Source organism: Streptomyces flaveolus, from assembly GCF_014648815.1.
Taxonomy (GTDB): Bacteria; Actinomycetota; Actinomycetes; order Streptomycetales; family Streptomycetaceae; genus Streptomyces; species Streptomyces flaveolus.
This window is the reverse complement of sequence record NZ_BMRV01000009.1, coordinates 229,357-252,173: the sequence shown is the minus strand read 5'-3', so window position 1 is coordinate 252,173 and position 22,817 is coordinate 229,357. Positions and strand designations below refer to the sequence as shown.

Annotated in this window: 17 protein-coding genes; 7 read left to right on the top strand and 10 right to left on the bottom strand. The window is 73.9% G+C overall.

Annotated features, from left to right (window positions below; all coding sequences use genetic code 11):
• Positions 1–5: 5 nt before the first annotated feature.
• A complete protein-coding gene (locus IEZ05_RS22150) occupies positions 6–554 on the bottom strand; it encodes a cupin domain-containing protein (RefSeq protein WP_189231940.1) in 549 nt (182 codons plus the stop codon).
• A gap of 329 nt (positions 555–883) precedes the next feature.
• On the opposite strand from IEZ05_RS22150, the gene ispH reads away from it, so the two are divergent.
• A complete protein-coding gene (ispH, locus tag IEZ05_RS36945) occupies positions 884–2,902 on the top strand; it encodes a 4-hydroxy-3-methylbut-2-enyl diphosphate reductase (RefSeq protein ID WP_189231939.1) in 2,019 nt (672 codons plus the stop codon).
• A 63-nt stretch (positions 2,903–2,965) separates the two neighbouring features.
• Positions 2,966–4,576, top strand: coding sequence for a class I adenylate-forming enzyme family protein (locus IEZ05_RS22140; protein ID WP_189231938.1), 1,611 nt, complete (start codon positions 2,966–2,968; stop codon positions 4,574–4,576).
• A 10-nt stretch (positions 4,577–4,586) separates the two neighbouring features.
• On the opposite strand, the gene IEZ05_RS22135 is transcribed toward IEZ05_RS22140, so the two are convergent.
• The 3 genes from IEZ05_RS22135 to IEZ05_RS22125 all read right to left on the bottom strand — a co-directional run bounded on the left by IEZ05_RS22135 (position 4,587) and on the right by IEZ05_RS22125 (position 6,834).
• A complete protein-coding gene (locus IEZ05_RS22135) occupies positions 4,587–4,967 on the bottom strand; it encodes a DoxX family protein (RefSeq protein WP_228753327.1) in 381 nt (126 codons plus the stop codon).
• A gap of 507 nt (positions 4,968–5,474) precedes the next feature.
• Positions 5,475–6,155, bottom strand: a complete 681-nt coding sequence (locus IEZ05_RS22130) for an RES family NAD+ phosphorylase (protein ID WP_189231937.1) — start codon at positions 6,153–6,155, stop codon at positions 5,475–5,477.
• Between the two features lies 1 nt (position 6,156).
• Positions 6,157–6,834 (bottom strand): DUF3168 domain-containing protein, encoded by a 678-nt coding sequence (locus IEZ05_RS22125; protein ID WP_189231936.1) that lies wholly within the window; start codon positions 6,832–6,834, stop codon positions 6,157–6,159.
• A gap of 122 nt (positions 6,835–6,956) precedes the next feature.
• Here IEZ05_RS22125 and IEZ05_RS22120 point away from each other — a divergent pair, with 122 nt between their 5' ends.
• The gene (locus IEZ05_RS22120; RefSeq protein WP_229869802.1) at positions 6,957–12,329 is read left to right on the top strand and encodes a CHAT domain-containing protein; all 5,373 of its coding nucleotides are present in this window, start codon (positions 6,957–6,959) and stop codon (positions 12,327–12,329) included.
• A gap of 28 nt (positions 12,330–12,357) precedes the next feature.
• Here IEZ05_RS22120 and IEZ05_RS22115 read toward each other — a convergent pair whose 3' ends face one another.
• Positions 12,358–12,822, bottom strand: coding sequence for a DUF6299 family protein (locus tag IEZ05_RS22115; RefSeq protein WP_189231934.1), 465 nt, complete (start codon positions 12,820–12,822; stop codon positions 12,358–12,360).
• 240 nt (positions 12,823–13,062) lie between these two features.
• Between IEZ05_RS22115 and IEZ05_RS22110 the strand changes: the two genes are divergently transcribed.
• The gene (locus IEZ05_RS22110) at positions 13,063–13,257 is read left to right on the top strand and encodes a DUF5999 family protein (RefSeq protein WP_189231933.1); all 195 of its coding nucleotides are present in this window, start codon (positions 13,063–13,065) and stop codon (positions 13,255–13,257) included.
• An 18-nt stretch (positions 13,258–13,275) separates the two neighbouring features.
• On the opposite strand, the gene IEZ05_RS22105 is transcribed toward IEZ05_RS22110, so the two are convergent.
• Genes IEZ05_RS22105 through IEZ05_RS22095 form a run of 3 tightly spaced genes read right to left on the bottom strand, consistent with a single transcriptional unit; the run spans position 13,276 to position 15,803 of the window.
• Positions 13,276–14,103, bottom strand: a complete 828-nt coding sequence (locus tag IEZ05_RS22105; RefSeq protein ID WP_189231932.1) for an alpha/beta fold hydrolase — start codon at positions 14,101–14,103, stop codon at positions 13,276–13,278.
• A gap of 27 nt (positions 14,104–14,130) precedes the next feature.
• On the bottom strand, positions 14,131–14,529 hold the full coding sequence (locus IEZ05_RS22100) for a RidA family protein (RefSeq protein ID WP_189231931.1): 399 nt from the start codon (positions 14,527–14,529) through the stop codon (positions 14,131–14,133).
• On the bottom strand, positions 14,526–15,803 hold the full coding sequence (locus tag IEZ05_RS22095) for an acyl-CoA dehydrogenase family protein (RefSeq protein WP_189231930.1): 1,278 nt from the start codon (positions 15,801–15,803) through the stop codon (positions 14,526–14,528). The genes IEZ05_RS22100 and IEZ05_RS22095 overlap by 4 nt, the downstream gene beginning before the upstream one ends.
• A 127-nt stretch (positions 15,804–15,930) precedes the next feature.
• On the opposite strand from IEZ05_RS22095, the gene IEZ05_RS22090 reads away from it, so the two are divergent.
• The 3 genes from IEZ05_RS22090 (at position 15,931) to IEZ05_RS22080 (ending at position 19,428) form a co-directional block, all read left to right on the top strand.
• A complete protein-coding gene (locus IEZ05_RS22090) occupies positions 15,931–17,601 on the top strand; it encodes an AMP-binding protein (protein ID WP_373298826.1) in 1,671 nt (556 codons plus the stop codon).
• A gap of 15 nt (positions 17,602–17,616) precedes the next feature.
• A complete protein-coding gene (locus IEZ05_RS22085; protein WP_189231929.1) occupies positions 17,617–18,447 on the top strand; it encodes a PaaX family transcriptional regulator in 831 nt (276 codons plus the stop codon).
• A 96-nt stretch (positions 18,448–18,543) separates the two neighbouring features.
• A complete protein-coding gene (locus IEZ05_RS22080; protein ID WP_189231928.1) occupies positions 18,544–19,428 on the top strand; it encodes a sulfotransferase family protein in 885 nt (294 codons plus the stop codon).
• A 6-nt stretch (positions 19,429–19,434) separates the two neighbouring features.
• On the opposite strand, the gene IEZ05_RS22075 is transcribed toward IEZ05_RS22080, so the two are convergent.
• Positions 19,435–21,804 carry a bifunctional salicylyl-CoA 5-hydroxylase/oxidoreductase gene (locus IEZ05_RS22075; RefSeq protein ID WP_373298829.1) on the bottom strand — a complete coding sequence of 790 codons (2,370 nt, stop codon included), beginning with the start codon at positions 21,802–21,804 and terminating at the stop codon, positions 19,435–19,437.
• 24 nt (positions 21,805–21,828) lie between these two features.
• Complete coding sequence (locus IEZ05_RS22070; RefSeq protein WP_189231926.1) at positions 21,829–22,656, bottom strand: enoyl-CoA hydratase family protein; 828 nt, start codon at positions 22,654–22,656, stop codon at positions 21,829–21,831.
• Between the last annotated feature and the right edge of the window lie 161 nt (positions 22,657–22,817).

Here is a 22,817-nt window from a genome sequence, read left to right as displayed (position 1 = left end):
ACTGGTCATGCCGCGGAGCGCCCGGCCGGGGCCGGGGCGGGCGGGGTGAAGCGGAGCGGGGTGATCTGCTGGACGTCGTAGCGCTTGCGCATCCGCTCCACGGCCTCGGAGTCCACCGTCCGGCCGGCGGCGAAGATCTCGACGATCTCCTCGAAGTAGCGCTCGTGGTCGGGTGAGGGGGAGCTCTGGAAGAGCATGCGGGCCGGTGCGTCCGTGGGGTTGCGGAAGGCGTGCGGGGTGCCCGGCGGCACGAACATGCAACTGCCCGTGACCGCCCGGGCGGCACGGTCGCCGCCCGGGGACTCCCAGCCGTGCCAGGTGTCCGGGGTCCGCTCGGTGGGCTCGAACGCGAACAGCTCCAACTCCCCCTCCAGGACGTAGAAGAACTCCTGGGAATGGCTGTGGGTGTGCGCGCCGACGTCGAAGCCCGGCGGTACGACCACCTCGAACACGGAGGACGAGGAGCCGTCCGCGGCCGTGACCTTGAAGGTCACGTCCTGCGCTTTCGTGACGAGTTTCCGGCCCTGACCGGGCGGGACGATGAGACCGCTCATGCTGGTGTCGCTCTCTCGGGTGGAATGCGGACGCGGAAAGACAGGGAAATCCGGGGACCCGGATGCGTCAGGACGGTGGCGGGCGTTTTCCGGCACGTCGCGAAAGCCGCACCGTGGCGGGGCCGGCCGGCCTCCGCAGTGAGAATGCCAGCGGTGACTTGGGGACCACTGGGTCCGCGATTGGCGTCTGCTTGCCGCCAAGCGGAGGCCAATCCGCCGCGTATTCCCCGGCAAGGGACGGCGTCGAGGATGCATTTCGCGGTCCGTCGATCACCGTCGGGACGGCTGCATCCATACGGAATTTCGGAATCCATCCCGAGGGGGAAATCATGCCGTCCGCCCCGCATCGAGTTCTGCTGGCCGAGCCCCGGGGAGCCTGCGCCGGAGTGCACCGGGCCATCGAGACGGTGGAACGCGCGCTCCAGGTGCACGGCGCTCCCGTGTACGTACGCAAGCAGATCGTGCACAACGAACACGTCGTGCGGGATCTGGAGGGCAAGGGCGCCCGTTTCGTCGACTCGGAGGAGGAGGTGCCGGCCGGTGCCGTGTGCGTCTTCTCCGCGCACGGGGTGTCCCCGCGGGTCCGCGACAACGCCCGGCGGCGCGAGCTGACGGTCGTCGACGCCACGTGCCCGCTCGTGGCCAAGGTCCATCAGGAGGCCGTCCGGTTCGCCCGGGACAAGGACACGCTGATCCTCATCGGGCACGTCGGCCACGAGGAGATCGAGGGCACGTACGGGGAGGCCCCGGAGCGCACCGTCGTCGTGGGCAGCGTGGCGGAGGCCAGGCGGCTCGACCTCGCGCCGGGCACGAGCGCCGCGTACCTCACCCAGACCACGCTGTCGGTGGACGACACCGCCGAGATCGTGGCCGTCCTCGAGGAGCGGTTCCCGGGGCTGACCGGTCCGGGCAGTGCCGACATCTGCTATGCCAGCCAGAACCGGCAGAACGCGGTGAAGGCGATCGCGGGCCGCAGCGACCTGGTCCTGGTCGTCGGCTCGGCCAACTCCAGCAACTCGCTGCGTCTGGTGGAGGTGGCCCGGGCCGCGGGCACCGACGCCCGGCTGCTGCCCGACCCGGACCTGATCGACGCCGCCTGGCTGGAGGACGTCCGCACGGTGGGCCTCACGGCGGGCGCGAGCGCGCCCGAGGCGCTGGTGGAACGGGCGCTGCGCCGGCTGGCGGAGCTGGGCTTCGGGGACGTCGAGACGGAGGTGACGGCCACCGAGAACGTGGCGTTCAGGCTGCCGCCGGAACTGGAGGAGGCGGGGATGTCAGGCGGTGCGGAGGCGGTGCGGGAGGACGCCGGCGGTCACGAGGAGACCTGCGGCAAGCTGCTGGACCGCGTCGACCGGCGGATCGGTGAGCTGCTGAGCGCCGAGGAGGCCCGCTGGAGCGCCGTGGACCCCCGGGTGGCGGTGCCGGTGGCGGCCGTCGCGGAGCTGGTCGCGGCGGGCGGCAAGCGGCTGCGTCCCCTGTTCTGCGTCACCGGCTATCTGGCCGCCGGCGGCGGGGCCGCCGCGGACGAGGACACGGTCGTCGACGCGGCGGCGGCGCTCGAACTGCTGCACGCGTTCGCGCTCATCCACGACGACATCATGGACAACTCGCCCACCCGGCGCGGCGCGCCGACCGTCCATGCCGCGTACACGGACCTGCACGCGCGGCGCGCCTGGGCCGGGGAGTCACGCCGGTACGGGGAGGCCGTCGCCCTGCTCGCCGGGGACCTGGCGCTCAGCTACGCGAACCGGCTCGCGGCCGGTCTGACCGGCGCCGCGGCGCAGGTGTGGCACGAGCTGGTCACGGAGATGATCATCGGGCAGCAGCTGGACATCGCGCTGGCCGCCGAGGTGGAGCCCGACCCGGACCTGGCCCGCTGGGTCGCCGTCTGCAAGTCGGGCCGCTACACCATCCACCGCCCGCTGGCCCTCGGCGCGGCCATCGCCGGACGCCCCGGGCTGTACGCGGTCTTCGAGGCGTACGGGGTCGCGGCCGGCGAGGCGTTCCAGCTGCGGGACGACCTGCTCGACGCGTTCGGTGACGCGTCGGTGACCGGGAAGCCGACCGGCCTGGACCTCGAAGAGCACAAGATGACCCTGCTGATCGCGCTGGCCGCGGCCAGGGATACGCGGGTCGCCCGGCTGGTCGAGGACAGCCGCCACGCCGACTGGAACCCGGCCGAGCTCCGTGCCGCCCTGCTCGCCTCCGGGGTGCGCGCGGACGTCGAGGAGCGGATCGACGCCCTGGTCGCCGACGCCCGTACGGCCGTGGCGGACGCCGGCCTGCCGCACCACTGGCGCCTGCGCCTCGAGGAACTGGCCGACATGGTCGCCTACCGCGACCGCTGACGCCGCGACCGCGCCCCGCACCCCACCCGCACCTCCGCCCAGCAGGACGCACAGGGAGACCTCATGGGAAGTACGTTGTTGAACAAGCTGAGTCACCGGCCGGACCGCGCGCCGGCGCCCACGTCGATACACAAGCGCGGCCTGTATCTCGGTGTCGTCCCGGAGAGGGCCGCGCGGGTGCGGGGCGGCATGCCGCTCGTCCTCGACCACGACCTCGACGTGCTGCCGGAGGCCGGGCGTCGCCTGACGGTGCGTCAACTCGCCGGTCACGTGGCGGACGTGGCGAACCGACTAGCCGTCGCCGGGGTGCGCCGCGGCGGTCATGTGGTGATCTGCAAGGCCCCCAACTTCGACCTCTGGCTGCTGGCGACGGCCGTGGAGCGCATCGGCGCGGTCCCGGTCATGCTCTCGCAGCACCTGGACTCCGAGGCGCTCGCCGCCCTGATGGCCCGGCTGGAGCGGCCGCACCTGGTCACCGACGGGCCCAAGCTCCGCTCCCTGACCGAGGGCGGCGTGGACCTGGCGGGGCTGACGCGGGGCGTGATCGGTGTGGGCGACGCCGGTCCGGACGCGGTCGCGCTCGCCGGGCTGGACGGCTCGGTGCCGGTGCGGCCGGTCCTGCGCGGCCTGGACGAACCGGCCATGATCACGCACACCTCCGGCACCACGGGACTGCCCAAGCTGGTCGTGCACACGCCGCGGACGATGCGGTCCCGACTGCGCCCGCAGCTGTTCCTGCTGGGGCTGATGAGGAAGCGGGGGACCGTCGCGATCCACATCCCCTTCGGCCACTCCCGGACGTTCGCGGCGATGTCGCTCTGCCTGCTCCAGGGGATGCCGGCGCTGCTGGTGAAGGACGGCACTCCGGACGCCGTCGCGGCGTTCTTCGCCGAGCGCCGCCCCTGGCTGATCGAGGCGCTGCCCAACTCCTTCCTGGTGTGGGAGGACCTGGCCGACGACGCGCGCCGCCCGTTCGCGTCGGTGAAGTACTTCAGCAGCACCTTCGACGCGATCCACCCGAGGACGGTGCGCCGGCTGCTGCACGCCTCCGAGCAGCGGGCGCAGTTCTTCCAGATCTACGGGCAGAGCGAGGTCGGCCCCGCGGCCGGCCGGCCGTACTACCGCCGGTTCGTCCACAAGATGGACGGCCGCTGCGTGGGCTACCCCCTGCCGGGCAGCGCCCGGGTGCGGCTGGTGAGCCGGGACGGCAGGCGACCCTCGCAGCAGAACCCCGGCTTCATCGAGGTCCGCTGGGACGGGCTGGCGAAGACGTACCACGGCGAGCAGGAGCGCTACGACGCCAACGTGCATGACGGCTGGTGGCGCACCGGGGACGTCGGCTACCGCACGTCGTTCGGCTGCCTGCACATGCTCGACCGCGAGTTCGACACGATCCCCGGGGTGGGCAGCAACCTGGAGATCGAGGACGTCCTCCTGGACGAGCTGGCGGAGCTCGCCGAGGTCGTCGTGGTGCCGGGCCCCGGCTCCAGGGCGGTCCCGGTCGTCTGCACCCACCGCGACGAGCCCCTGGACCCGGACCGCTGGCGCGCCGCCACGGCGGCCTACCCGCAGCTGGCGGAGCCTGTCCAGATCCCGCTGGCCGAACTGCCGCGCACCGCCACGCTGAAGACCCGCCGGGTCGAGCTGTCCCGCCGCCTCGAGGCCGGCCTGTAGGCCCCGGGGGTCACCAGGCGCCGTGGTCGAGCAGGCCCAGGGTGAGGACGGCCACGGCGGTGATCAGGAAGACGATCCCGCCCACGATGTCGCGGGAACCCACCCGCAGGTGGGCGATGATCGCACCGATGAAGTAGAGGATGAGGCCGCAGGCGGCGAGCGTTCCCAGCACCGGTACGGCGAGCCCGGCCAGCAGTCCCACGGTGCCCGCCGCCAGCAGGGACCCCAGGACCGGGACGTACTTCCGGGGGATGCCCTTCATGTCCGCCTGGGTCTTGGGGTACTCGTGGCCGATCAGGTACGTGACGGCGGCGGCTCCGTTGAAGACCGCGCCGATGATGGTGACCGTGACGAAGGCGATGTTCACGTTCTCTCCGCTCTGTGGAGACATGGTTGCCGGGTGCACCAGTGACCGGATGGCCTGGTAGCCGCTGCGCAACACCACGACGCGTCGGTGCTGTCTGGGTCGGGATGCTTTTGTGCGGTGATGATCGTACAGGCCGCCCCGGCGCCGAACCGTCCGTATCCACTGGTCCTCAGCCACAACTGGCCGAATCCGAGTGGGAGTTCATCGGACGGGCCGTCACGCCCCGTCAGATGGGCGTCCGGCGGGTCCGGCGCAGGAGCGACAGGGTGAGCAGGGCCGGCCCGACGAAGCCGTACGCGACCGGCCGTCGTCCTACGCGCACGACGTCCGGTACACGCTCACGCCCAGCGGCAGTCGCTCGGAGTCGTGGTCACCGATTGAGAACCCGGGAGGAATACCGCCTCCCGGATTTTCGGCAGCCCTGGCCGCACAAGGAGGAGCGGCAATTATAGAAATGAATGTGCAGCGAATTCCGACGATTACCTGAAAGCGACCGGAGAACGCCCAGGAAATGACCAGGGCCGGTCGGTGTCAGGACCAGGAGGCCGCGGTGCCCGACGGGCCGATCTCCACGCGGTACTTCGTCAGCATGCGGCGCAGCCGGCGCAGGCCGTCCGGGGTGTCCAGGAGCAACGGCGGTTCCCCGGTGGCCTCGACGAGGTCGCTGTCCTCGCCGTCGCCGAACAGCACCAGGGACTCGTTCGGCTCGTCCAGCCGGGACCGCCAGACGAACCCGTCCGCCCAGTCCGCCTCGGCCCGCAGCCAGTGCCCCCAGCGGCGGGTGAAGGCGTACTCCGTGGCGTCGGAGCGGACCAGCCAGCCGTCGCTCTGCTGCACCGCGTTGAGGTCGGTGATGCTGCGCAGGGAGACGAGCCTGACGTCCCTGGCGAGCCTGATCCGGGAGAGCCGCTTGCCGGCCACCTCCTCGTGGGGCAGGAACCGCGGGCTGCCCAGGGCGTCGAAGCCCAGGCCGCGCACCAGCCGCTCGACCAGCGCCGTGACCTCCTTGGGGGCGGCGTACAGGTACGAGTAGGCGTCGTTGGCGGTGCTGTCGAAGCGGCCGCCGCCGAAGTGGTGATCCTGTCTCGTCACGTTGAAGCAGTCGGCGCCACGGCCGTGCGAGTGCACCCGGTACAGCTCCTTGCCCGCCCGCCAGGTGACCGAACGCGCCCTCGCCGCGCCCTTCTCCGGCAGTCTCGCGCCACGAGCCATGTCAGTCGTCCTCCCCCACCGCGCGTGCCGCGGCCAGTAGTTGATCGTCCAGGCCCGCGCCGAGCAGCGTGGCCGGTACGGCGTCCAGCCACAGGTTGGGGCCGAGCCACCAGTCGGCCACGCCCCAGGGGTCGCCGGCCGCGCCGAGGAGGCCGTTGACGGCGAGCACCAGCGGGCGCGACCGTCCCTCGCCGTCGAACTGGAAGGCGGGCAGCACCTCCACGCCCTCGCTCGGGCGGAGCCTGATCAGCTCGGGCTCCTCGGGTTCGACGCCGAAGACGTCCCGCAGCTCCTCGGCGGTGAGCACGGGTTCCTCCATGATCCGGTCGCGGGCCGAGAGCAGGGGCCCGTCCGGCACTCGCGCCGACCGCGCGGCCGCGTCCGCGCCGGTGTCGCCGAGGGAGAAGTGGGCCAGCAGGGCCTCGTGCGGCGGCCGGTCCGCAAGCGTCGCGGCGCTGAGGCGGCGGTCGGCCGCCGAGCGCCCGTCGTCGGGCAGCGCCCGGCGCAGATGGTCGGCGACGAGCCGGGTGATCCCCCTGGCCCGGTGTTCGTCGCCGCCCTCGGCGAGGAGGTCGAGCAGGACGTCGAGTTTCTCCCGGTCGTCCGGACGCAGCTTTTCGCGTACGGTTTCCGGTTCCGCCACCAGTTCCGCGATGAGTTGTTGTTCGTACTCTTCCATACGCCCCTCCCGCGATCCGGATGCGAACGTACGCTAGTGAGTTACGATCCGGTTTGGCAATTCCGGTACGGGAACGAGAAGTTCGGCCCGGCCTTTTTCCGCGACACGGTCAGGGGGATTTCGTGCGCGCAGACGACAAGGGTTTCAAAGATCGTTCCCAGGAATACGCCCAGGCACTGAACGACGTCGGAAAGATCGTCGGGACGGGGCGCGAGGCCGAGGCGCTGCGCTGCGCCGGCCTCCTCGACCGGGCCGAGGAGGTCCTGCGGGCCGCCGGGGACGCGCCCGGTCCGGTCCCGGGGGAGCTGGACGAGGCGGAGCGGCGGCTGGCCGCGCTGCTCGCGTGCCCGGCGGACAGCGGGGAACAGCGGTCGCTGCTCGAGTCGGCCGTCTGGGCGGCGCGGTTGCGGTACGCGTACGAGCAGACGCCGCGCAGCCTCGACACCGTGATCGACCGGCTCGACGCGCTGCGTACGCTGACCGCCGCCGAGGCAGTGGGCCACGCCGAGGCCGGACCCGGGTCCCCCGGGGAGGCACTCCGGGCCGAACTCACCGACATGGTCTGCGATCTGGCCTTCGACCTGGCGGACCGCTGCTACCGGAGCGAGCCCGGCGAGGCGCGGGCGGCCGACGCCGACCGGGTCGTCGAACTGCTCGGCTCCGCACTGGAGGGGCCGGACAGCCGGCTGGTCCCCGACCCCACCCGCTGCCGTGCCGTCCTGGGCCTGGTCCTGTCGGGCCGCTGCCGCGGACCGGAGCACGACACCCCCGAGCGGCTGGCGGACCGGCGGGCCGCCGTCGGTCACCTGCGCACGGCGCTCGGCGCGGACGACCTCGACCCCGCGCTGCGGCCGGCCGTGGCCTTCGACCTCGCCCTCCTGTCCTACCTGGAGCTGGGCGACCGGGTCGACAGCGGCACCGGTCCGGACCCGGACGGCCTCGTGCCCGAGGTCGTGCGGCTGCTGGAGATGCTGCGCCCGCACCTGGCCGACGACGGTCCCGACGGCGCCGATGCCGCGGAACTGGGCTGCGAGATCGGCGACTTCCTGCTCGGCCTCTCCTCCTCGGCGTACGCCCAGGGCACTGCCGCCGCGTGGTTCCGTCGGGCGCTCGCCCATCCCGCGCTGGGCCGGGATGCCTTCCTCGACACACAACGGCGGCTGGGCCTGGTGCTCGCCGAGCGGTCCGAGGAGAACCGCGCCGCACAGCGCCCCGGGGATCCCGTCCCGGCCGCGGACCGGGCCGAGGCGGTCGTCCTGCTCGAGGAGATGCTGTCCGGCCGCTGGGGCGCCGCCGCGGACCCCGGAAGCGTCGCCCGCACGGAAGCGGGGTGGCCGGACGAGGAGTTCCTCGCCTGCCTGACCGCGATCGTCAACCTGCGGTGGCTGGACCTGTCCGACCGGGTGCTCGACGACGACGGCATCGACCGGCTCGTCGCCCGCGTCCGGCAGCTGACCGCCGTGATCGGACCGGACGACACGGACCGGGCCGAGATGGTGCTCAAGGCGGGCATCACCCTCACCGAGCGTGCCGTCGACCGGGCGCAGCCCCACTCCTACGAGCTGAGCAACGTCGCCGTCGGCACCGGCCGGTCCGATCCCGCGCTGGCCGTCGAACGCATCGCGCCGAAGGCGGTGGCCGACCTCCGGGAGGCGGCGGACCTGCTGCGGACCGGCGCCGGCCTCTACCCGCACGACGACGAACTGCGGCTGGGCGCCTGCGTCCTCCTGGGCACGGCGTTGCTGCTGGACTTCGCCTGCGGACTGCCCGTGGCGCGGCGCCCGCTGCTGCGGGAGGCGCTGCGGTATCTGCGGGTGGCCATGGAACGGCTGCCCGCGCGCAGTGCGCTGCGGGACGACGACCTGCACGGGGCGTTCCTCGGCTGTCTGATGTACCAGGTCTGGTACACCGAGCCGTTCGCCCGGGCGCGCGACGAGCCCGGTGGTCCGGGGATGCCGGACGTGAGCGGTTTCGCCCAGGTCGAGGACGACCTTCAGCTGCTGGCCTCGATGCTGGATCCGGAGACCCTGGAGAAGGAGCCGGTGTTCGTGCTCGTCGGCATGACGGTGGACGTCCTGCGGTCACCGGGCGAACTGCCGTCCGCGGCCGACTCCCTGGCCTGGGCACGACGGCTGCGCACGGCCGCCGTCCGGGTCGAACCGCAGGCACAGGGGCTGCGGGCGGTGATGCTGGCCTTCGCGGGCGTGCTCGGGCTGCGGGCCGCGCAGGCGGGGCCGGTCACCCGGGAGGAGCGGGCGGCGACCGGACGGGACCTGCGAGGGGCCCTCGACCTGCTGCCGTACGGGTCGCCGATGCGCGGCCCGCTGAGCCGCGCTCTGCTGGAGGAGGCGGCGGGCGACGCCCGGGACCTGATCCGGACGCTCTTCGAGGGCCTCACCGGGAGGGGAGGGGCCGGACCAGCCACCGGTACGGGGCCGGTCCGGCCGGCTCACCACCGCCCCGGCACCGCCGGGCGGGGCACTGCCCACGCCGGTTCGGCACGCATCGGTGCCACCGGAAAGGAGCCCGCGTGGGTGTGGACGGGGACCACGGGGACCGTCCCCGACAGCGTTCCCCGTGCCCGGGCACGGCCCGCCGGGGAGTGGGCCGTCGAGTCCCCGCCCGTGCTCGATCCCGCGGCGACCGTCCTGCTCGGGGACGGGTCCCCCGACCCGTTCGCCCTGCCGGCCGGACGGGTCGCCGAGCTGCTGGGCGGCGCGTCCCCGGCCGACGGGCCGGTACAGGCCGCGGCTCGCGCCCTGCTGCACTACCACCGGTGGCTGCGGGAACGCGACGAGCACGACCTGACCACCGCCGTCGCCCTGGTCCGACGGGCCCGCACGGCGCTGGACGACAGGTGCGCACCGGACGCCGGCGGCCCGCTGTCCGCAGACCCCGCCGCCCCGCCGGCAGGGGCGACGGCCCCCCGCTCCCCCGCGGAGCGCTCCGCGCAGGCGGACCGGTGTGCGGAGTTCCTGGCCCGGCTGCTCCTGGACCGGCATCTGCTGCTGGGCGACCGCGGCGATCTCGACGCCGCCGTCCAGGTGTACGAGGCGCTGCTGCCCCGCGCCTCGCAGCGCACCGTCCACCCGCCCCTGGCCGCGCTGCTGGCCTCGGCCGGTGATCCGCGGGTCCCGGCGCGGGTGTTCCGTCCGCTCGGAGACGGGCCGTGGGCACCGTTCCGGGCGGAGCTGCTCGCCGGCCTGGGGACCGCGCGGCTGCTGCTCGCCGGGGCGCGCCGCCGGGACGCGGAGGTCTCGGCGGCCGGCGCCCTGGAGGACCTCGGCACGGCGTGCCGGGACCTGCCGCCCGACCACCCGCGGCTGCCCGCCGTCCGGACGGAACTGGCCTGGCACGCCCTGCGGCAGGCGCGCGCCGGCCAGGACCCCGACGCGGAGCGGGCGGCCGTCGACGAGCTGCTGCGCATCGCCGCGAGCTGCCCGGCGAGCAGCCCGCACCGGCCGGCGATCCTGCTGCGGACCGCGGCGACGCTGTGCGGACCGGACGCCCGAACCGGTGAGGGACCGGACGCCGGAGGGCTCCGCAAGCTCGACGAGGCCGTGGCGCTGCTGCGGCAGGCGGCCGAGGAGAGCGCGCACGAGTTCCACGGCTCCCGCAGCCGCTGCCTGTACGGGCTGGGCGTCCTGTTGCTGACGCGGCACCGGCGGACCGCCCGGGCGGACGACCTGCGGGACGCGGTGGCGGCGCTGCGGGAGGCGCGGCTGGTGCTGAACGCGACGCCGGGCGACCCGTTCGCCGTGGTGCTGATCCGGGCGCTGGCCCTGGCCCACCGGGTGCACGGACCGGACGACCGCGAGCACCGTCGCGCCTCGCGCGAGACGGCCCGGTCCGCGCTGTCGGCGCACGGCCGGTCCGTCCTGTTGCAGTCCGGGGCGGGGCACGGCCTGGAGGCGGCCCGTGCCGTGGCGGACGACATGCTGCGGCTGGTGCGGTGGAGCCTCGCCGACGGGCTGCCCGGCGCGGCCTTCGAGGCGCTGGAACTGGGCCGCGGCCTGGTGCTGAACGCCGCGACGGTGGCCGTCACGGTCCCCGAGCTGCTGCGCGACGCCGGTCACCCCGGCCTCGCCGACCGCTGGGAGGCCGCTGCCGGCGACCGTGAGGACGCCGTGCCCGACGGGCTGCGGCGCCTGGTGCTGGAGGCGTTCGCGGGCGGTGCCGCCGAGAAGCGGCTGCTCGCCGCGCCCGGCCCGGCCCGCGTGGCGGAAGCCCTGCGGCGGCTGGACAGCGACGCGCTGGTGTATCTCGTGCCGGGCGAGGGCCGGGCACCGGGTCACGCGGTCGCCGTCACCTCGGCGGGCGACGTCCACGCGCTGCCGCTACCGGGGCTGACGGCACTCGGGCAGGGGCCGCTCGACGTGTACGCGCGCTCGCTGCGGGCGTTCCAGGACGCCAACCGGGAAGAGGCCCGGCCGGCGCCCCGGCATCCACGGGTGATGCACGAGAAGTACCGGCGCACGCTGCTGCGGCTGGAGCAGGAGTGGCACCTGGCGCTGGACGGGCTCTGCTCCTGGGCGGGCGAGACCGTGATGGACCCGCTGCTGGCCGCGGCGGACGGGTGGTGGCCGGACCGGACGGCGAGGCTGGTCCTCGCGCCGGTGGGCGCGCTGGGCATCGTGCCCTGGCACGCGGCCCGCTGCCTCGTGCCGTCCGCCGAGGGCCTTCCGCCCGGCCGGAAGGGACCGGTGTACGCGTGCGAGCGCGCCGTCCTCTCCTCCTGCGCGAGTGCCCGGCAGCTCGTCGAGGTCGCGGACCGCACGCGGGCGGAGGTGGGCGAGGGCCGGGTGGCCGTGGTCGTCGCGCCGGACGGGTCGCGGACGATGCACCGGGAGGCGGCGCTGGTCGCGTCCCGCCACCCGGAGGTCACCGTGATCGGCGGCATGGGCCGGGAGGCCCCTCCGGACGGGTGTGCGGCCGGGGCCGCGCCGCTGCCGCCCGTACCGGCGTCGCTCGTCCCGTACCTGCCTGGGCACAGCGCCGTGCCGACCGCGCTGCTGCACGTCAACTGCCACGCGGAGGCCGGTCCGTCACCGGCGGACTCGGTGCTGAAGCTGGACGCGACGCACCGGGTGTCCGTGGCGGACATCCTGGCGGGCGCGGCGCAGCGGGACCCGGGGGTGCCGGGCGGCACGGTCGTCCTGGCCAACTGCACCAGCGACCTGACGGTCGACGACCACGACGAGGTGCTCACCCTGGCCACGGCCTTCCTCGGGGCGGGGGCGACCGCGGTCATCGGCTCCCGCTGGGCGATCACCGACGATCCGCGGACCACCTTGCTGATGCTGCTGCTCCACCACCACCTCGGGCGGGGAGTGCCGCCGCGGGACGCCCTGCGTGCCGCCCAGCTGTGGATGCTGGCGCCGGACCGCATCCTGCCGCCCGAACTGGCCGGGTACGAGGACCTGCTGGGCGACCAGGCCCGGCGTCCGCCGGACGAGCTGGAGGTGTGGGCCTCCTTCGCCCACCACGGGCGGTAGCGGAGTCGGGCGGCGGCTCCTGGCCGGATCAGTCGCGGTCTCGGTCCTGGACGAGCTTGACGTCCCGCTCGTGCTTGGCGTGGAAGTGCGGCAGCAGCACGATGCCGAACGGCCGCATCTCCATCAGGGTGGCCTCGACGTGGGCCGCGCCGGACCGCAGGACCCGCGCGGTCGTACCGGTGTTGGACCAGTGGTGCAGGCGGCCGTCGCACACCGCTCGGGAGCCTCCGATGCCGTACGTGACGGACTCGTCGGACTGGCTCACGGAGGAGGTGACGTACACCGGACCGGTGCCGGCGGCGCAGCGGTAGGTTCCGGACAGGGTGATGGTGCCGTCCGCCGCGATGCGGCCGGTGGGGTCGACGGTCACCGTTTCGGCGGTGTCGGCCTTGGCGGGCGCGGCGGGTGCGGCCGTCGCGGTCGCCGTGGGGGCGGCCAGCAGGAGCAGTGCGGCGCCGGCGGCCGCGGCGAGGGCGGCGGGGCGTACGGACATGGGGGACCTCCCGGTCGGTCGGAATGAGGGATTCCACTCGTACCGGGCGGGCAACCCGAAGCGAGTGACCCTCACCCCTTCGGTGGCGAGTCCGCGTCGGCCGTCGTGGAACCGTCGCCGTGTTGTCCGGGTGTTGTCACGCTTCGCCGCAGCCCCTTGGCGACGGCCGCCGGCGGGGCGCACGGTCGGTGTACGGGCGGTTCCACCGACGGGGCGGCCCTCACGACGTGGAGGTGCGCCATGTGTTCCCACCGGCCTTCCTGCCCCGCAGCCGACTCCGCCGCCGCGCACGTCGTCGCCGCCCATCCCGAGCAGGGGTGGAACCTGCTGTGCGACGGCGGCATCGTCTTCGACGACACCGGCGAGCTGCTGCCCGACGGCCGTGCCGTCGCGCCGCACCGGGTGCCCGCCGACCGACTGGCGACGGCGGCCTGACCGTCCCGGGCGTCGCCCTCAGAGCTTGCCGGCGACGAACTCCCGCAGCAGGGAGGTGAGCAGTTCCGGCTGGTCCTCGGCGATGAGCGTGCGCGTGTCCTCGATCTCCACCAGCCTTCCCTGCGGGAGCAGTTCGGCGAGGCGGCGGCCGTGGTCGCGGGGCATCATGAGGTCTTCGAGAGCCCAGACGACGAGCGCGGGCCGGTCGAAGCGCCGCAACCCCTGGGCGGCCTCCAGCAGTTCGCCGCGCCGGACGTGGGTGTTGTAGTGCCGGAAGTCGCGGCGGATCGCCGGGTCGGTGCGCAGGGGACGCAGCCAGCCGTCGACGATCGCGTCCGGCACGGGACGCTTGGTGAGCGCGCCGATCCCGACGGGCAGGCGACGCAGGATTCTCAGACCCAGCGTGCGGACCAGCAGGGGCACGCCGCCGGGCACGCGGCAGGCAAGGCCGATCAGCTTGCCGGGCAGTCCCGGCGGGTAGTTGTCGAAGGCCTCGCACGAGATCAGCACCAGCCGGGCGAGGCGCTCGGGGTGCCGGGCCGCCACCGTCTGGGCGCGGCCGCAGTCGCTCTCGACCAGGGTGACGTCGGTCAGGTCGAGGCGGTCGAGGAACTCGGCTATCAGCTCGTTGACGAGGTCCGGGGTGGGCGGCCGGGACAGGGGCCGGCGGTGGGAGCCGTAGGGCAGGGTCGGTGCGATCACCCGGTGGTCGGCACGCAGACCGGCGATGACCTCGCGCCAGACGGTGGCGTCGTGGACCAGGCCGTGGAGGAGGACGACGACCGGTCCCTCGCCGCCCGTGTCCTCGTACTCGAGGGTTCCCGCGCTCAGTTCGATGTCCGGCATACCCGAACTCTAGGGCGGGCGCGGGACTTACGGCAGTACGGCGAATCCGTCCAGTTCCACCAGGGCCCGTTCGTCCCACAGGCGGACGACCTCCACCACCGCCATCGCCGGGTAGTCGCGGCCGGCGAGGCGGCGCCAGGTGCGGCCGAGGCCGGCGGCGTGGTGGCGGTAGTCGGCGACGTCGGTGGCGTAGACGGTGACGCGGGCGAGGTCTGCGGGGGTGCCGCCGGCGGCGCGCAGGGCGGTGAGGAGGTTGGTGAGGGCTTTCTCGAACTGTTCGGGGAGGGTGTCGCCGGTGATCTTCCCGGCGGTGTCCAGCGCGGTCTGGCCGGCCAGGAAGACGACGCGGGTGCCGGTGGCCACGACGGCGTGGGAGAAGCCGGTGGCCGGGGAGAGGCCGGGCGGGTTCACGCGTTCGGCGGTCATGCGCCGGCCTCCCGGGTCGTGTCCTGTGCGCGGTACAGCTCCTTGGCGATGATGTCGCGCTGCACCTCGCTCGCGCCCTCGTAGACGCGGGGCGCGCGGACCTCGCGGTAGAGGTGTTCGAGGAGGTGGCCGCGTTGCAGGGCGCGGGCGCCGTGCAGTTGGACGGCCTTGTCGACGACGTACTGGGCGGTCTCGGTGGCGAGGAGCTTGGCCATCGCGGCACGCCGCGGCACGTCCGGCGCGTTCTCGTCGTACGCCGTCGCCGCCGCGTACACCATGAGGCGGGCCGCCTCGGTGCGCAGGGCCATCTCGGCGACCTGGTGGGAGACGGTCTGGAGGTCGCGGAGTTTGCCCCCGAAGGCGTCACGGGCGCCGGTGTGGGCCAGGGTGGCGTCCAGGGCCGCGCGGGCCATGCCGACGGCGAAGGCGCCGACGCTGGGACGGAACAGGTTGAGGGTGCCCATGGCGACGCGGAAGCCGCGGTCGGGTTCGCCGAGCACGTCGTCGGCGGTGACGGGCACGGCGTCGAAGGCCAGGGCGCCGATGGGGTGCGGCGAGAGCATGTCGAGGGGGGTGCCGCCGAGGCCGGGACGGTCGGCCGGCACGAGGAAGGCGGTGACGCCGCGGGCGCCGGCGCCGGGGGTGGTGCGGGCGAAGACGGTGTAGAAGTCGGCCTCGGGGGCGTTGGAGATCCAGCACTTCTCCCCCGTGAGCCGCCAGGCGGAACGGCCGTCGCCCTCCGCGACCAGGGCGGCGGCGGTGCCGGTGCCGTCCGGCCGCACGCCCCTGCGCGGGCCGCCGCCGGCCGGCACGGAGGCGCCCGGCACCGCGACGGTCCCCGTCCCGTCCGCCGCGTCCCGCACCCTCGTCGGCTCCGCCCTCAACGTCAGGGCCGCAGCGTCCGAGCCCGCCGTGGGCTCGCTGAGGGCGAAGGCGGCCACCGCGGTGCCGTCGCTCACCCGGGGGAGCCAGCGGGCACGCTGGGCCTCGGTGCCGTGGGCGTGCACCGGATGGGCGCCGAGCCCCTGGAGGGCGAGCGCGGTCTCGGCCTCCGTGCAGGCGTAGGCGAGGGACTCGCGCATCAGGCACAGGTCGAGCGCGCCGGAGGTGAACAGGCGGGGCAGCAGGCCGAGGGCGCCGAGTTCGGCGACGAGGGGACGGTTGACGTGACCCGGGTCGCCCTTGTCGGCCAAGGGGCGCAGCCGTTCCGCGGCCAGGGTGCGCAGCCGCTCGCACCAGGCGAGTTGTTCCGGTTCGAGCGAGAATGCGGTCATCGCCGGTCCCTTCCCCTGCTCCCCTGCCCGCCGTGCCACTCCCGAGGTTATCGCGCACCGTTGACTGTCGTCACCAACACGATACGCTCGTTGCGCGAGCCCACCACGACAAAGGGGGCGAACCGCCATGGCAGATCCGCACACCGCAGATCCCCACCGCGCGGATCCGCACCGCGCCGGACCGCACCGCTCGGCCCACGTCGACACCTTCACGCGCGAGCATCTGCCGCCCCCCGACCAGTGGCCCGAGCTGCGCTTCGATCTGCCGGAGCTGCACTACCCGGCCCGTCTGAACTGCGCCGCCGAGCTGCTCACCGGCCCGCCCGACGACCGCCCGGTCTTCCGCACCGCGTCCGGCGACGCCTGGACCTACGGACAGCTGCGGGCCCGCGTCGACCGGCTCGCGCACCTGCTCACCGGCGACCTGGGGGTCGTGCCCGGCAACCGGGTGCTGCTGCGCGGCCCCACCACCCCGTGGCTGGCCGCCTGCTGGCTGGCGGTGCTGAAGGCGGGCGCGGTGGCCGTCACCGTGCTGGCGCAGCAGCGCCCGCACGAGCTGAGCACCATCTGCGAGATGGCCCGCGTGCGGCACGCCCTGTGCGACGTCCGCGCCGTCGACGACCTCGCGAAGGCGGAGGTCTCGGGGCTGCGGATCGCGACGTACGGCGGGGACGCGCCCGACGACCTGCTGACCCGCGCGGAGGCCGGCACCGCACCGGCCGCGCCGTTCCCGGCGGTGGCGACCGCCGCCGACGACGTGGCGCTGATCGCCTTCACCTCGGGCACCACCGGACGCCCCAAGGGGTGCATGCACTTCCACCGCGACGTGCTCGCGATCGCCGACACCTTCTCCCGGCACGTCCTGCGGCCACGCGCGGACGACCTCTTCGCGGGCAGCCCGCCGCTCGGGTTCACCTTCGGGCTCGGCGGGCTGGTCATCTTCCCGATGCGGGCCGGGGCCAGCGCGCTGCTGCTCGAACAGGCGGGCCCGGGGCAGTTGTTGCCCGCGATCGCCGAACACCGGGTCTCGGTGCTGTTCACCGCGCCGACGGCCTACCGGGCGATGCTGGACCAGCTGGACGCGTACGACGTGACGTGCCTGCGGCGCTGCGTCTCGGCGGGCGAGAACCTGCCGGCGGCCACCTGGCACGCCTGGCACGAACGCACCGGCCTGCGCATCATCAACGGCATCGGCGCCACCGAGCTGCTGCACATCTTCGTCTCGGCGGCCGACGACGCCGCCCGGCCCGGCACCACGGGCGTCCCGGTGCCGGGGTGGCACGCGCGCGTGCAGGACGGGAACGGCGTGCCCGTGCCGGACGGGGAGCCCGGACTGCTGGCGGTGCGCGGGCCGGTCGGCTGCCGGTACCTCGCCGACCCGCGGCAGCGGGAGTACGTCCGCGACGGCTGGAACATCACCGGGGACACCTACGTCCGCGAGCCCGACGGGTACTTCCGTTACGTGGCACGCGCCGACGACATGATCATCTCCGCCGGGTACAACATCGCCGGGCCGGAGGTGGAGGACGCGCTGCTGCGGCATCCGGACGTGGTGGAGGCGGCGGTGGTGGGCCGGCCCGACGCGGCACGCGGGCAGGTCGTGGTCGCCCACGCGGTGCTCAAGGACGGCGCCGAGCGGGACGCCGAGGCCCTGCGCGCGTACCTCAAGTCCGAGCTGGCGCCGTACAAGTGCCCGCGTGAGATCCACTTCCGGGACGCGCTGCCGCGCACGGCGACCGGCAAACTCCAGCGATACAGGCTCCTGACCTCCCCCGACACCCGGGGCGACCAGGGCTGATGCCGACAACCTAAGATGATCAACGTGTCCGACCAGCACCCGCAGCACACCCCGAGGTCCCTGATCGTCACGCTCTACGGCGCGTACGGCCGTTTCGCGCCGGGTCCGGTACCCGTCGCCGAGCTGATCCGGCTGCTGGCCGCGGTGGGGGTGGACGCGCCGTCCGTCCGTTCGTCGGTGTCCCGGCTGAAGCGGCGGGGGCTGCTGCTGCCCGCCCGGACGGCGCGCGGCGCGGCCGGGTACGAACTGTCCGACGGAGCCCGCCAGTTGCTGGAGGACGGGGACCGGCGCATCTACGCCACCGCGCCCTATGCCGACGAGGGCTGGGTGCTCGCCGTGTTCTCGGTGCCCGAGTCGGAGCGGCAGAAGCGGCATGTGCTGCGCTCCCGGCTGGCCGCGCTGGGCTTCGGCACCGCCGCCCCCGGCGTGTGGATCGCCCCGGCCCGGCTCTACGAGGAGTCCCGGCACACGCTGGGCCGCCTGGGCCTGGACGCCTACGTGGACTTCTTCCGCGGGGAGCACCTGGGCTTCTCCGCGACCTCCGAGGCGGTGGCGCGGTGGTGGGACCTGGACGCTATCGCCACGGCGCACGAGGCGTTCCTCGACCGCCACGCGCGCGTGCTGCACAGCTGGGAGCGCCGCCCTGACACCCCGCCCGAGGAGGCGTACCGGGACTATCTCCTGGCGCTGGACTCCTGGCGCCACCTCCCCTACGCCGATCCGGGCCTGCCGGCCCGGCTGCTGCCCGCCGACTGGCCCGGCACCCGCTCGGCGGCCGTGTTCCGGGCGTTGCACGAGCGGCTCCGGGACGCCGGAGCCGACTTCGCGGCCCAGGAGCCGGCCTGAGCCGACGGTGAGATCCACAGCACATTCATCCGCGATAAGGGAACCCTCAGCCCTCTCCGACCCTCTTCTCAGGTTTCCTGCCTAGCGTCCCGACCCATGAGTCTCACGCGTAGCTTGAACCGGGCCCTCGCCGTCACCACCGGCCTCCAGGTGCGGAGAGCTCCCCGGCCCACGGCGTCGAAGCCCGCACCGGAGCCCGCGAAGCGCGGGGCGGCCCCCTACCGATGTCCGTCGGGCGAGGAACTGTCGACCGAGCGGCTGTTGCGGCAACCGGTCTTCATCATCTCGTCCATCCGCTCCGGCTCGACCCTGCTGCGCATGATGCTGGGCGCCCACCCGCGACTGCACGCCCCGCACGAGCTGCACCTCGGGCGGATGGAGGTGACCTGCACCAACTGGTTCTCCCAGCGGGCGATGGGCGCCCTCGGCCTGGAGCGCGGCGATCTGGAGCACCTGCTGTGGGACCGCGTCCTGCACCGGGAACTGGCCCGGTCGGGCAAGGACTTCGTCGTGGAGAAGACGCCGGCCAACGTCTACATGCACCAGCGCCTGAAGGACTGCTGGCCCGACGCCCGGTTCGTGTTCCTGCTGCGCCACCCGGAGTCGGTCGCCCGCTCCTGGCACGAGAGCGACCCCGTCAAGCGGCCCTACGACAGGGCCGTCAGGGACGTGCTGCCCTACCTGACGGCCGTCGAGGAGGCCCGCACCGCCGACGCCGCCGGCTTCACCGTGCGCTACGAGGACATCACCACGGCCCCCGAACGGGAGATGCGCCGCCTGTGCGCGTTCCTCGGCCTCGACTACGAACCGGCCATGCTGCACTACGGCGAGAAGAGCGACGCCGAACTGGTCAGGGGCCTCGGCGACTGGCGCGACAGCATCCGCACCGGCACGGTACAGCCGGGCCGCCCGCTGCCCGAGACGGAGCGGATCCCCGCACCGCTGCGCGCGATGTGCGCGGCCTGGGACTACACGTCCTGAACCGGGTCACTCGCGCAGCGCGAGCCGGGGCTTGGGGGCGTCGGTGCGTCCGGTCTGCGGGCGGCGGCTGCCCGCCCGGTACGGCGCCGGCCATTCGGCGCCGGGACCCGCGTAGCCCTGTTCGGCCGCCGCGTGCAGCGTCCAGTGCGGGTCGTAGAGGTGGGGGCGGGCGAGAGCGCACAGGTCGGCGCGTCCGGCCAGGATCAGCGAGTTGACGTCGTCCCAGGAGGAGATCGCGCCGACGGCGATCACCGGGACGCCCGCCTCGTGCCGGATGCGGTCCGCGAAGGGGGTCTGGTACGACCGCCCGAACTCCGGCCGTTCATCGGCCACGACCTGTCCCGTGGACACGTCGATGGCGTCGGCGCCGTGCGCGGCGAAGGCGCGGGCGATCTCCACGGCCTCCTCGGCGCTCGTGCCGCCCTCGGCCCAGTCGGTCGCGGAGATCCGCACGGTCATCGGCCGTTCCCCGGGCCAGGCGCCGCGTACGGCGTCGAAGACCTCCAGCGGGAAGCGGAGCCGCTTCTCCAGGGTGCCGCCGTAGGCGTCGGTGCGGTGGTTGGTGAGCGGGGAGAGGAAGCCGGAGAGCAGGTAGCCGTGGGCGCAGTGCAGTTCGAGCAGGTCGAACCCGGCGCGCGCGGCCCGGACGGCCGCGGCCGTGAACTGCTCGCGCACGTCCGTCAGCTGCGCCCGGGACAACTCGCGCGGAACCTGGCCGTCCGGCCGGTAAGGCAGCGGGGAGGCCGCCACCAGCGGCCAGTTGCCGTCGGGGAGCGGCTCGTCCATGCCCTCCCACATCAGCCGGGTCGAACCCTTGCGTCCGCTGTGCCCGAGCTGGACGCCGATCGCCGTGCCGGGCGCCCGGTCGTGCGCGAAGTCGGTGATCCGCCGCCACGCCTCGGCCTGCCGTCCCGTGTACAGGCCGGCGCAGCCGGGGGTGATGCGGCCCTCCGGGCTGACGCACACCATCTCGGTCATCACCAGTCCGGCGCCGCCCAGCGCCCTGGCGCCCAGATGGACCAGGTGGAAGTCGCCGGGGACGCCGTCGGTGGCGGAGTACATGTCCATCGGGGAGACGACGACGCGGTTGCGCAGGGTCAGGCCGCGCAGCCGGAACGGGGTGAACATCGGGGGCGTGCCGGGCGGGCAGCCGAACTCGCGCTCCACGGACTCGGTGAAGCCGGGGTCGCGCAGCCGCAGGTTGTCGTGGGTGACGCGGCGGCTGCGGGTGAGCAGGTTGAAGGCGAACCGGCGGGGCGGCTGATCCACGTACCGGGCGAGGTCCTCGAACCACTCCAGGCTGGCTCGGGCCGCCCGTTGGGTGGAGGCGACGACGGGGCGCCGCTCCTCCTCGTAGGCGGCCAGGGCCTCCTTGAGCGAGGGCTGCTCGTCCAGGCAGGCGGCGAGCGCGAGGGCGTCCTCGACGGCCAGCTTGGTGCCGGAGCCGATGGAGAAGTGGGCGGTGTGGGCGGCGTCGCCGAGGAGGACGACGTTGCCGTGCGACCAGCGTTCGTTGACGACCGTGCGGAAGGTGGTCCACGCCGACTTGTTGGACCTCAGCGGCCGGCCACCGAGGGCGTCGGCGAAGATCTTGGCGCAGCGGTCGGCGGATTCGCGCTCGCCCAGCTCGTCGAAGCCGGCCGCCCGCCACACCTCCTCGCGCATCTCGACGATGACGGTGGACGCGTCGGGCGCGTAGGGGTAGCCGTGGAGCTGCATCACGCCGTGCTCGGTCTCGGCGATCTCGAAGCGGAAGGCGTCGAAGGCGAACTCGGCGGCCAGCCAGATGTAGCGGCAGCGGTGGGCGGTGATGTGCGGGCGGAACACCTCCGCGTAGGCGTCCCGGGTGGTGCTGTGCACCCCGTCCGCGGCGACGACGAGGTCATGGGTCCGCGCGAGCCGGTCGGGGTGCGGGGCCTCGGTGCGGAAGCGGAGGTCCACGCCGAGGGCGTGGCAGCGGGCGTGCAGGATCTCGAGGAGACGGCGGCGGCCGAGGGCGGCGAAGCGGTGTCCTCCGGAGGTCTGGCGGGCGCCCCGGTGGACGATGTCGATGTCGTCCCAGCGGACGAAGTCCTGCTGGAGGGCCGCGTATACCTCCGGGTCGGCGTGTTCGATCCCGCCGAGGGTCTCGTCGGAGAGGACGACGCCGAAGCCGAAGGTGTCGTCGGGGGCGTTGCGTTCCCAGACGGTGACCTCGCGGTCGGGGGCGAGGCGTTTGAGGAGGGTGGCAGTGTAGAGGCCGCCGGGGCCTCCGCCGGTGACTGCGATGCGTTCGGGGAGGTCGCGCTTGTCGGGCAGGTGCGGCGTCGTGGGGGCTGGTCGCGCCCCGCGGCGGAGCCGCTGATCGACACTGCCCCGCGCCCCTGAGGTGGGCATGCTCGCCTGAGCTGGAGACATGCCCTACCTCCCCCGCCATTTCGGGGGGCGCTTCTCTGTGAAGGCCGCGTGGAACTCCGCGTAGTCCTCGCCGTTCATCAGGAGGGCCTGGGTGGAGGCGTCCAGTTCCACCGCCGCCGCCAGGGGCATGTCCAGCTCGGCCGTCAGCAGTGCCTTGGTCTGCGCGTACGCGAGGGCCGGGCCGTCGGCGAGGCGGCGGGCGAGGGTCCGGGCGGCCTCGTCGGCGTGGCCCTCGTCGGTGAGCTCGCTGATCAGGCCGATCCGCTCGGCCTCCAGCGCCCGCACCGGTTCGCCGAGCATCAGCAGGCGGGTGGCGTGGCCGAGGCCGACGACCCGGGGCAGCAGGTAGGCGGCGCCCATGTCGCCGCCGGACAGGCCGACGCGGGTGAAGAGGAAGGCGAAGCGGGTGCTGGGGTCGGCGACGCGGAAGTCGGCCGCGAGGGCGAGGACGGCACCCGCCCCGGCCGCGACGCCGTGCAGCGCGGCGATCACCGGGAACGGGCACTCCCGCACGGCCCGCACCACCTGGCCGGTCATCCGGTTGAAGTCCAGGAGCTGGGCGGTGTCCATGGACAGGGTGGCGCCGATGATCTCGTCGACATCGCCGCCGGAGCAGAAGCCGCGTCCCTCGCCGGCCAGCACCAGGGCGCGTACGGACCGCTCCCGGGACAGCTCGGCGAGCAGGTCGCGCAGGTCGGCGTAGGCCTCGAAGGTGAGCGCGTTGAGCTTGTCGGGGCGGGCCAGCGTGACGGTGGCGACACCGTCGGTGAGATCGACGCGCAGGTGCCGCCAGTCGGAGGTGCGGGCGGCGGAGCCGGTGAAGGGACTCATGAGGGCGGCCTCCTGGGACGGGCACGGCATCACTGAGCGCTACCCCTCGAAGCTATCACCCTTCTGTGACTGTCGTCACGAGTGCGCGATAGGCCGGGCGGGGGGCCGTTGGCGGACGATCGGCTTCCGTCACATCCGTCACCGGACGTCGATAACGCGGT

What these genes read in the sequence shown, in the direction of transcription:
- IEZ05_RS22150 (WP_189231940.1), bottom strand. Translation starts at nt 554, where the DNA reads ATGAGCGGTCTCATCGTCCCGCCCGGTCAGGGCCGGAAACTCGTCACG.
- ispH (WP_189231939.1), top strand. Translation starts at nt 884, where the DNA reads ATGCCGTCCGCCCCGCATCGAGTTCTGCTGGCCGAGCCCCGGGGAGCC.
- IEZ05_RS22140 (WP_189231938.1), top strand. Translation starts at nt 2,966, where the DNA reads ATGGGAAGTACGTTGTTGAACAAGCTGAGTCACCGGCCGGACCGCGCG.
- IEZ05_RS22135 (WP_228753327.1), bottom strand. Translation starts at nt 4,967, where the DNA reads ATGTCTCCACAGAGCGGAGAGAACGTGAACATCGCCTTCGTCACGGTC.
- IEZ05_RS22130 (WP_189231937.1), bottom strand. Translation starts at nt 6,155, where the DNA reads ATGGCTCGTGGCGCGAGACTGCCGGAGAAGGGCGCGGCGAGGGCGCGT.
- IEZ05_RS22125 (WP_189231936.1), bottom strand. Translation starts at nt 6,834, where the DNA reads ATGGAAGAGTACGAACAACAACTCATCGCGGAACTGGTGGCGGAACCG.
- IEZ05_RS22115 (WP_189231934.1), bottom strand. Translation starts at nt 12,822, where the DNA reads ATGTCCGTACGCCCCGCCGCCCTCGCCGCGGCCGCCGGCGCCGCACTG.
- IEZ05_RS22110 (WP_189231933.1), top strand. Translation starts at nt 13,063, where the DNA reads ATGTGTTCCCACCGGCCTTCCTGCCCCGCAGCCGACTCCGCCGCCGCG.
- IEZ05_RS22105 (WP_189231932.1), bottom strand. Translation starts at nt 14,103, where the DNA reads ATGCCGGACATCGAACTGAGCGCGGGAACCCTCGAGTACGAGGACACG.
- IEZ05_RS22100 (WP_189231931.1), bottom strand. Translation starts at nt 14,529, where the DNA reads ATGACCGCCGAACGCGTGAACCCGCCCGGCCTCTCCCCGGCCACCGGC.
- IEZ05_RS22095 (WP_189231930.1), bottom strand. Translation starts at nt 15,803, where the DNA reads ATGACCGCATTCTCGCTCGAACCGGAACAACTCGCCTGGTGCGAGCGG.
- IEZ05_RS22090 (WP_373298826.1), top strand. Translation starts at nt 15,931, where the DNA reads ATGGCAGATCCGCACACCGCAGATCCCCACCGCGCGGATCCGCACCGC.
- IEZ05_RS22085 (WP_189231929.1), top strand. Translation starts at nt 17,617, where the DNA reads ATGATCAACGTGTCCGACCAGCACCCGCAGCACACCCCGAGGTCCCTG.
- IEZ05_RS22080 (WP_189231928.1), top strand. Translation starts at nt 18,544, where the DNA reads ATGAGTCTCACGCGTAGCTTGAACCGGGCCCTCGCCGTCACCACCGGC.
- IEZ05_RS22075 (WP_373298829.1), bottom strand. Translation starts at nt 21,804, where the DNA reads ATGCCCACCTCAGGGGCGCGGGGCAGTGTCGATCAGCGGCTCCGCCGC.
- IEZ05_RS22070 (WP_189231926.1), bottom strand. Translation starts at nt 22,656, where the DNA reads ATGAGTCCCTTCACCGGCTCCGCCGCCCGCACCTCCGACTGGCGGCAC.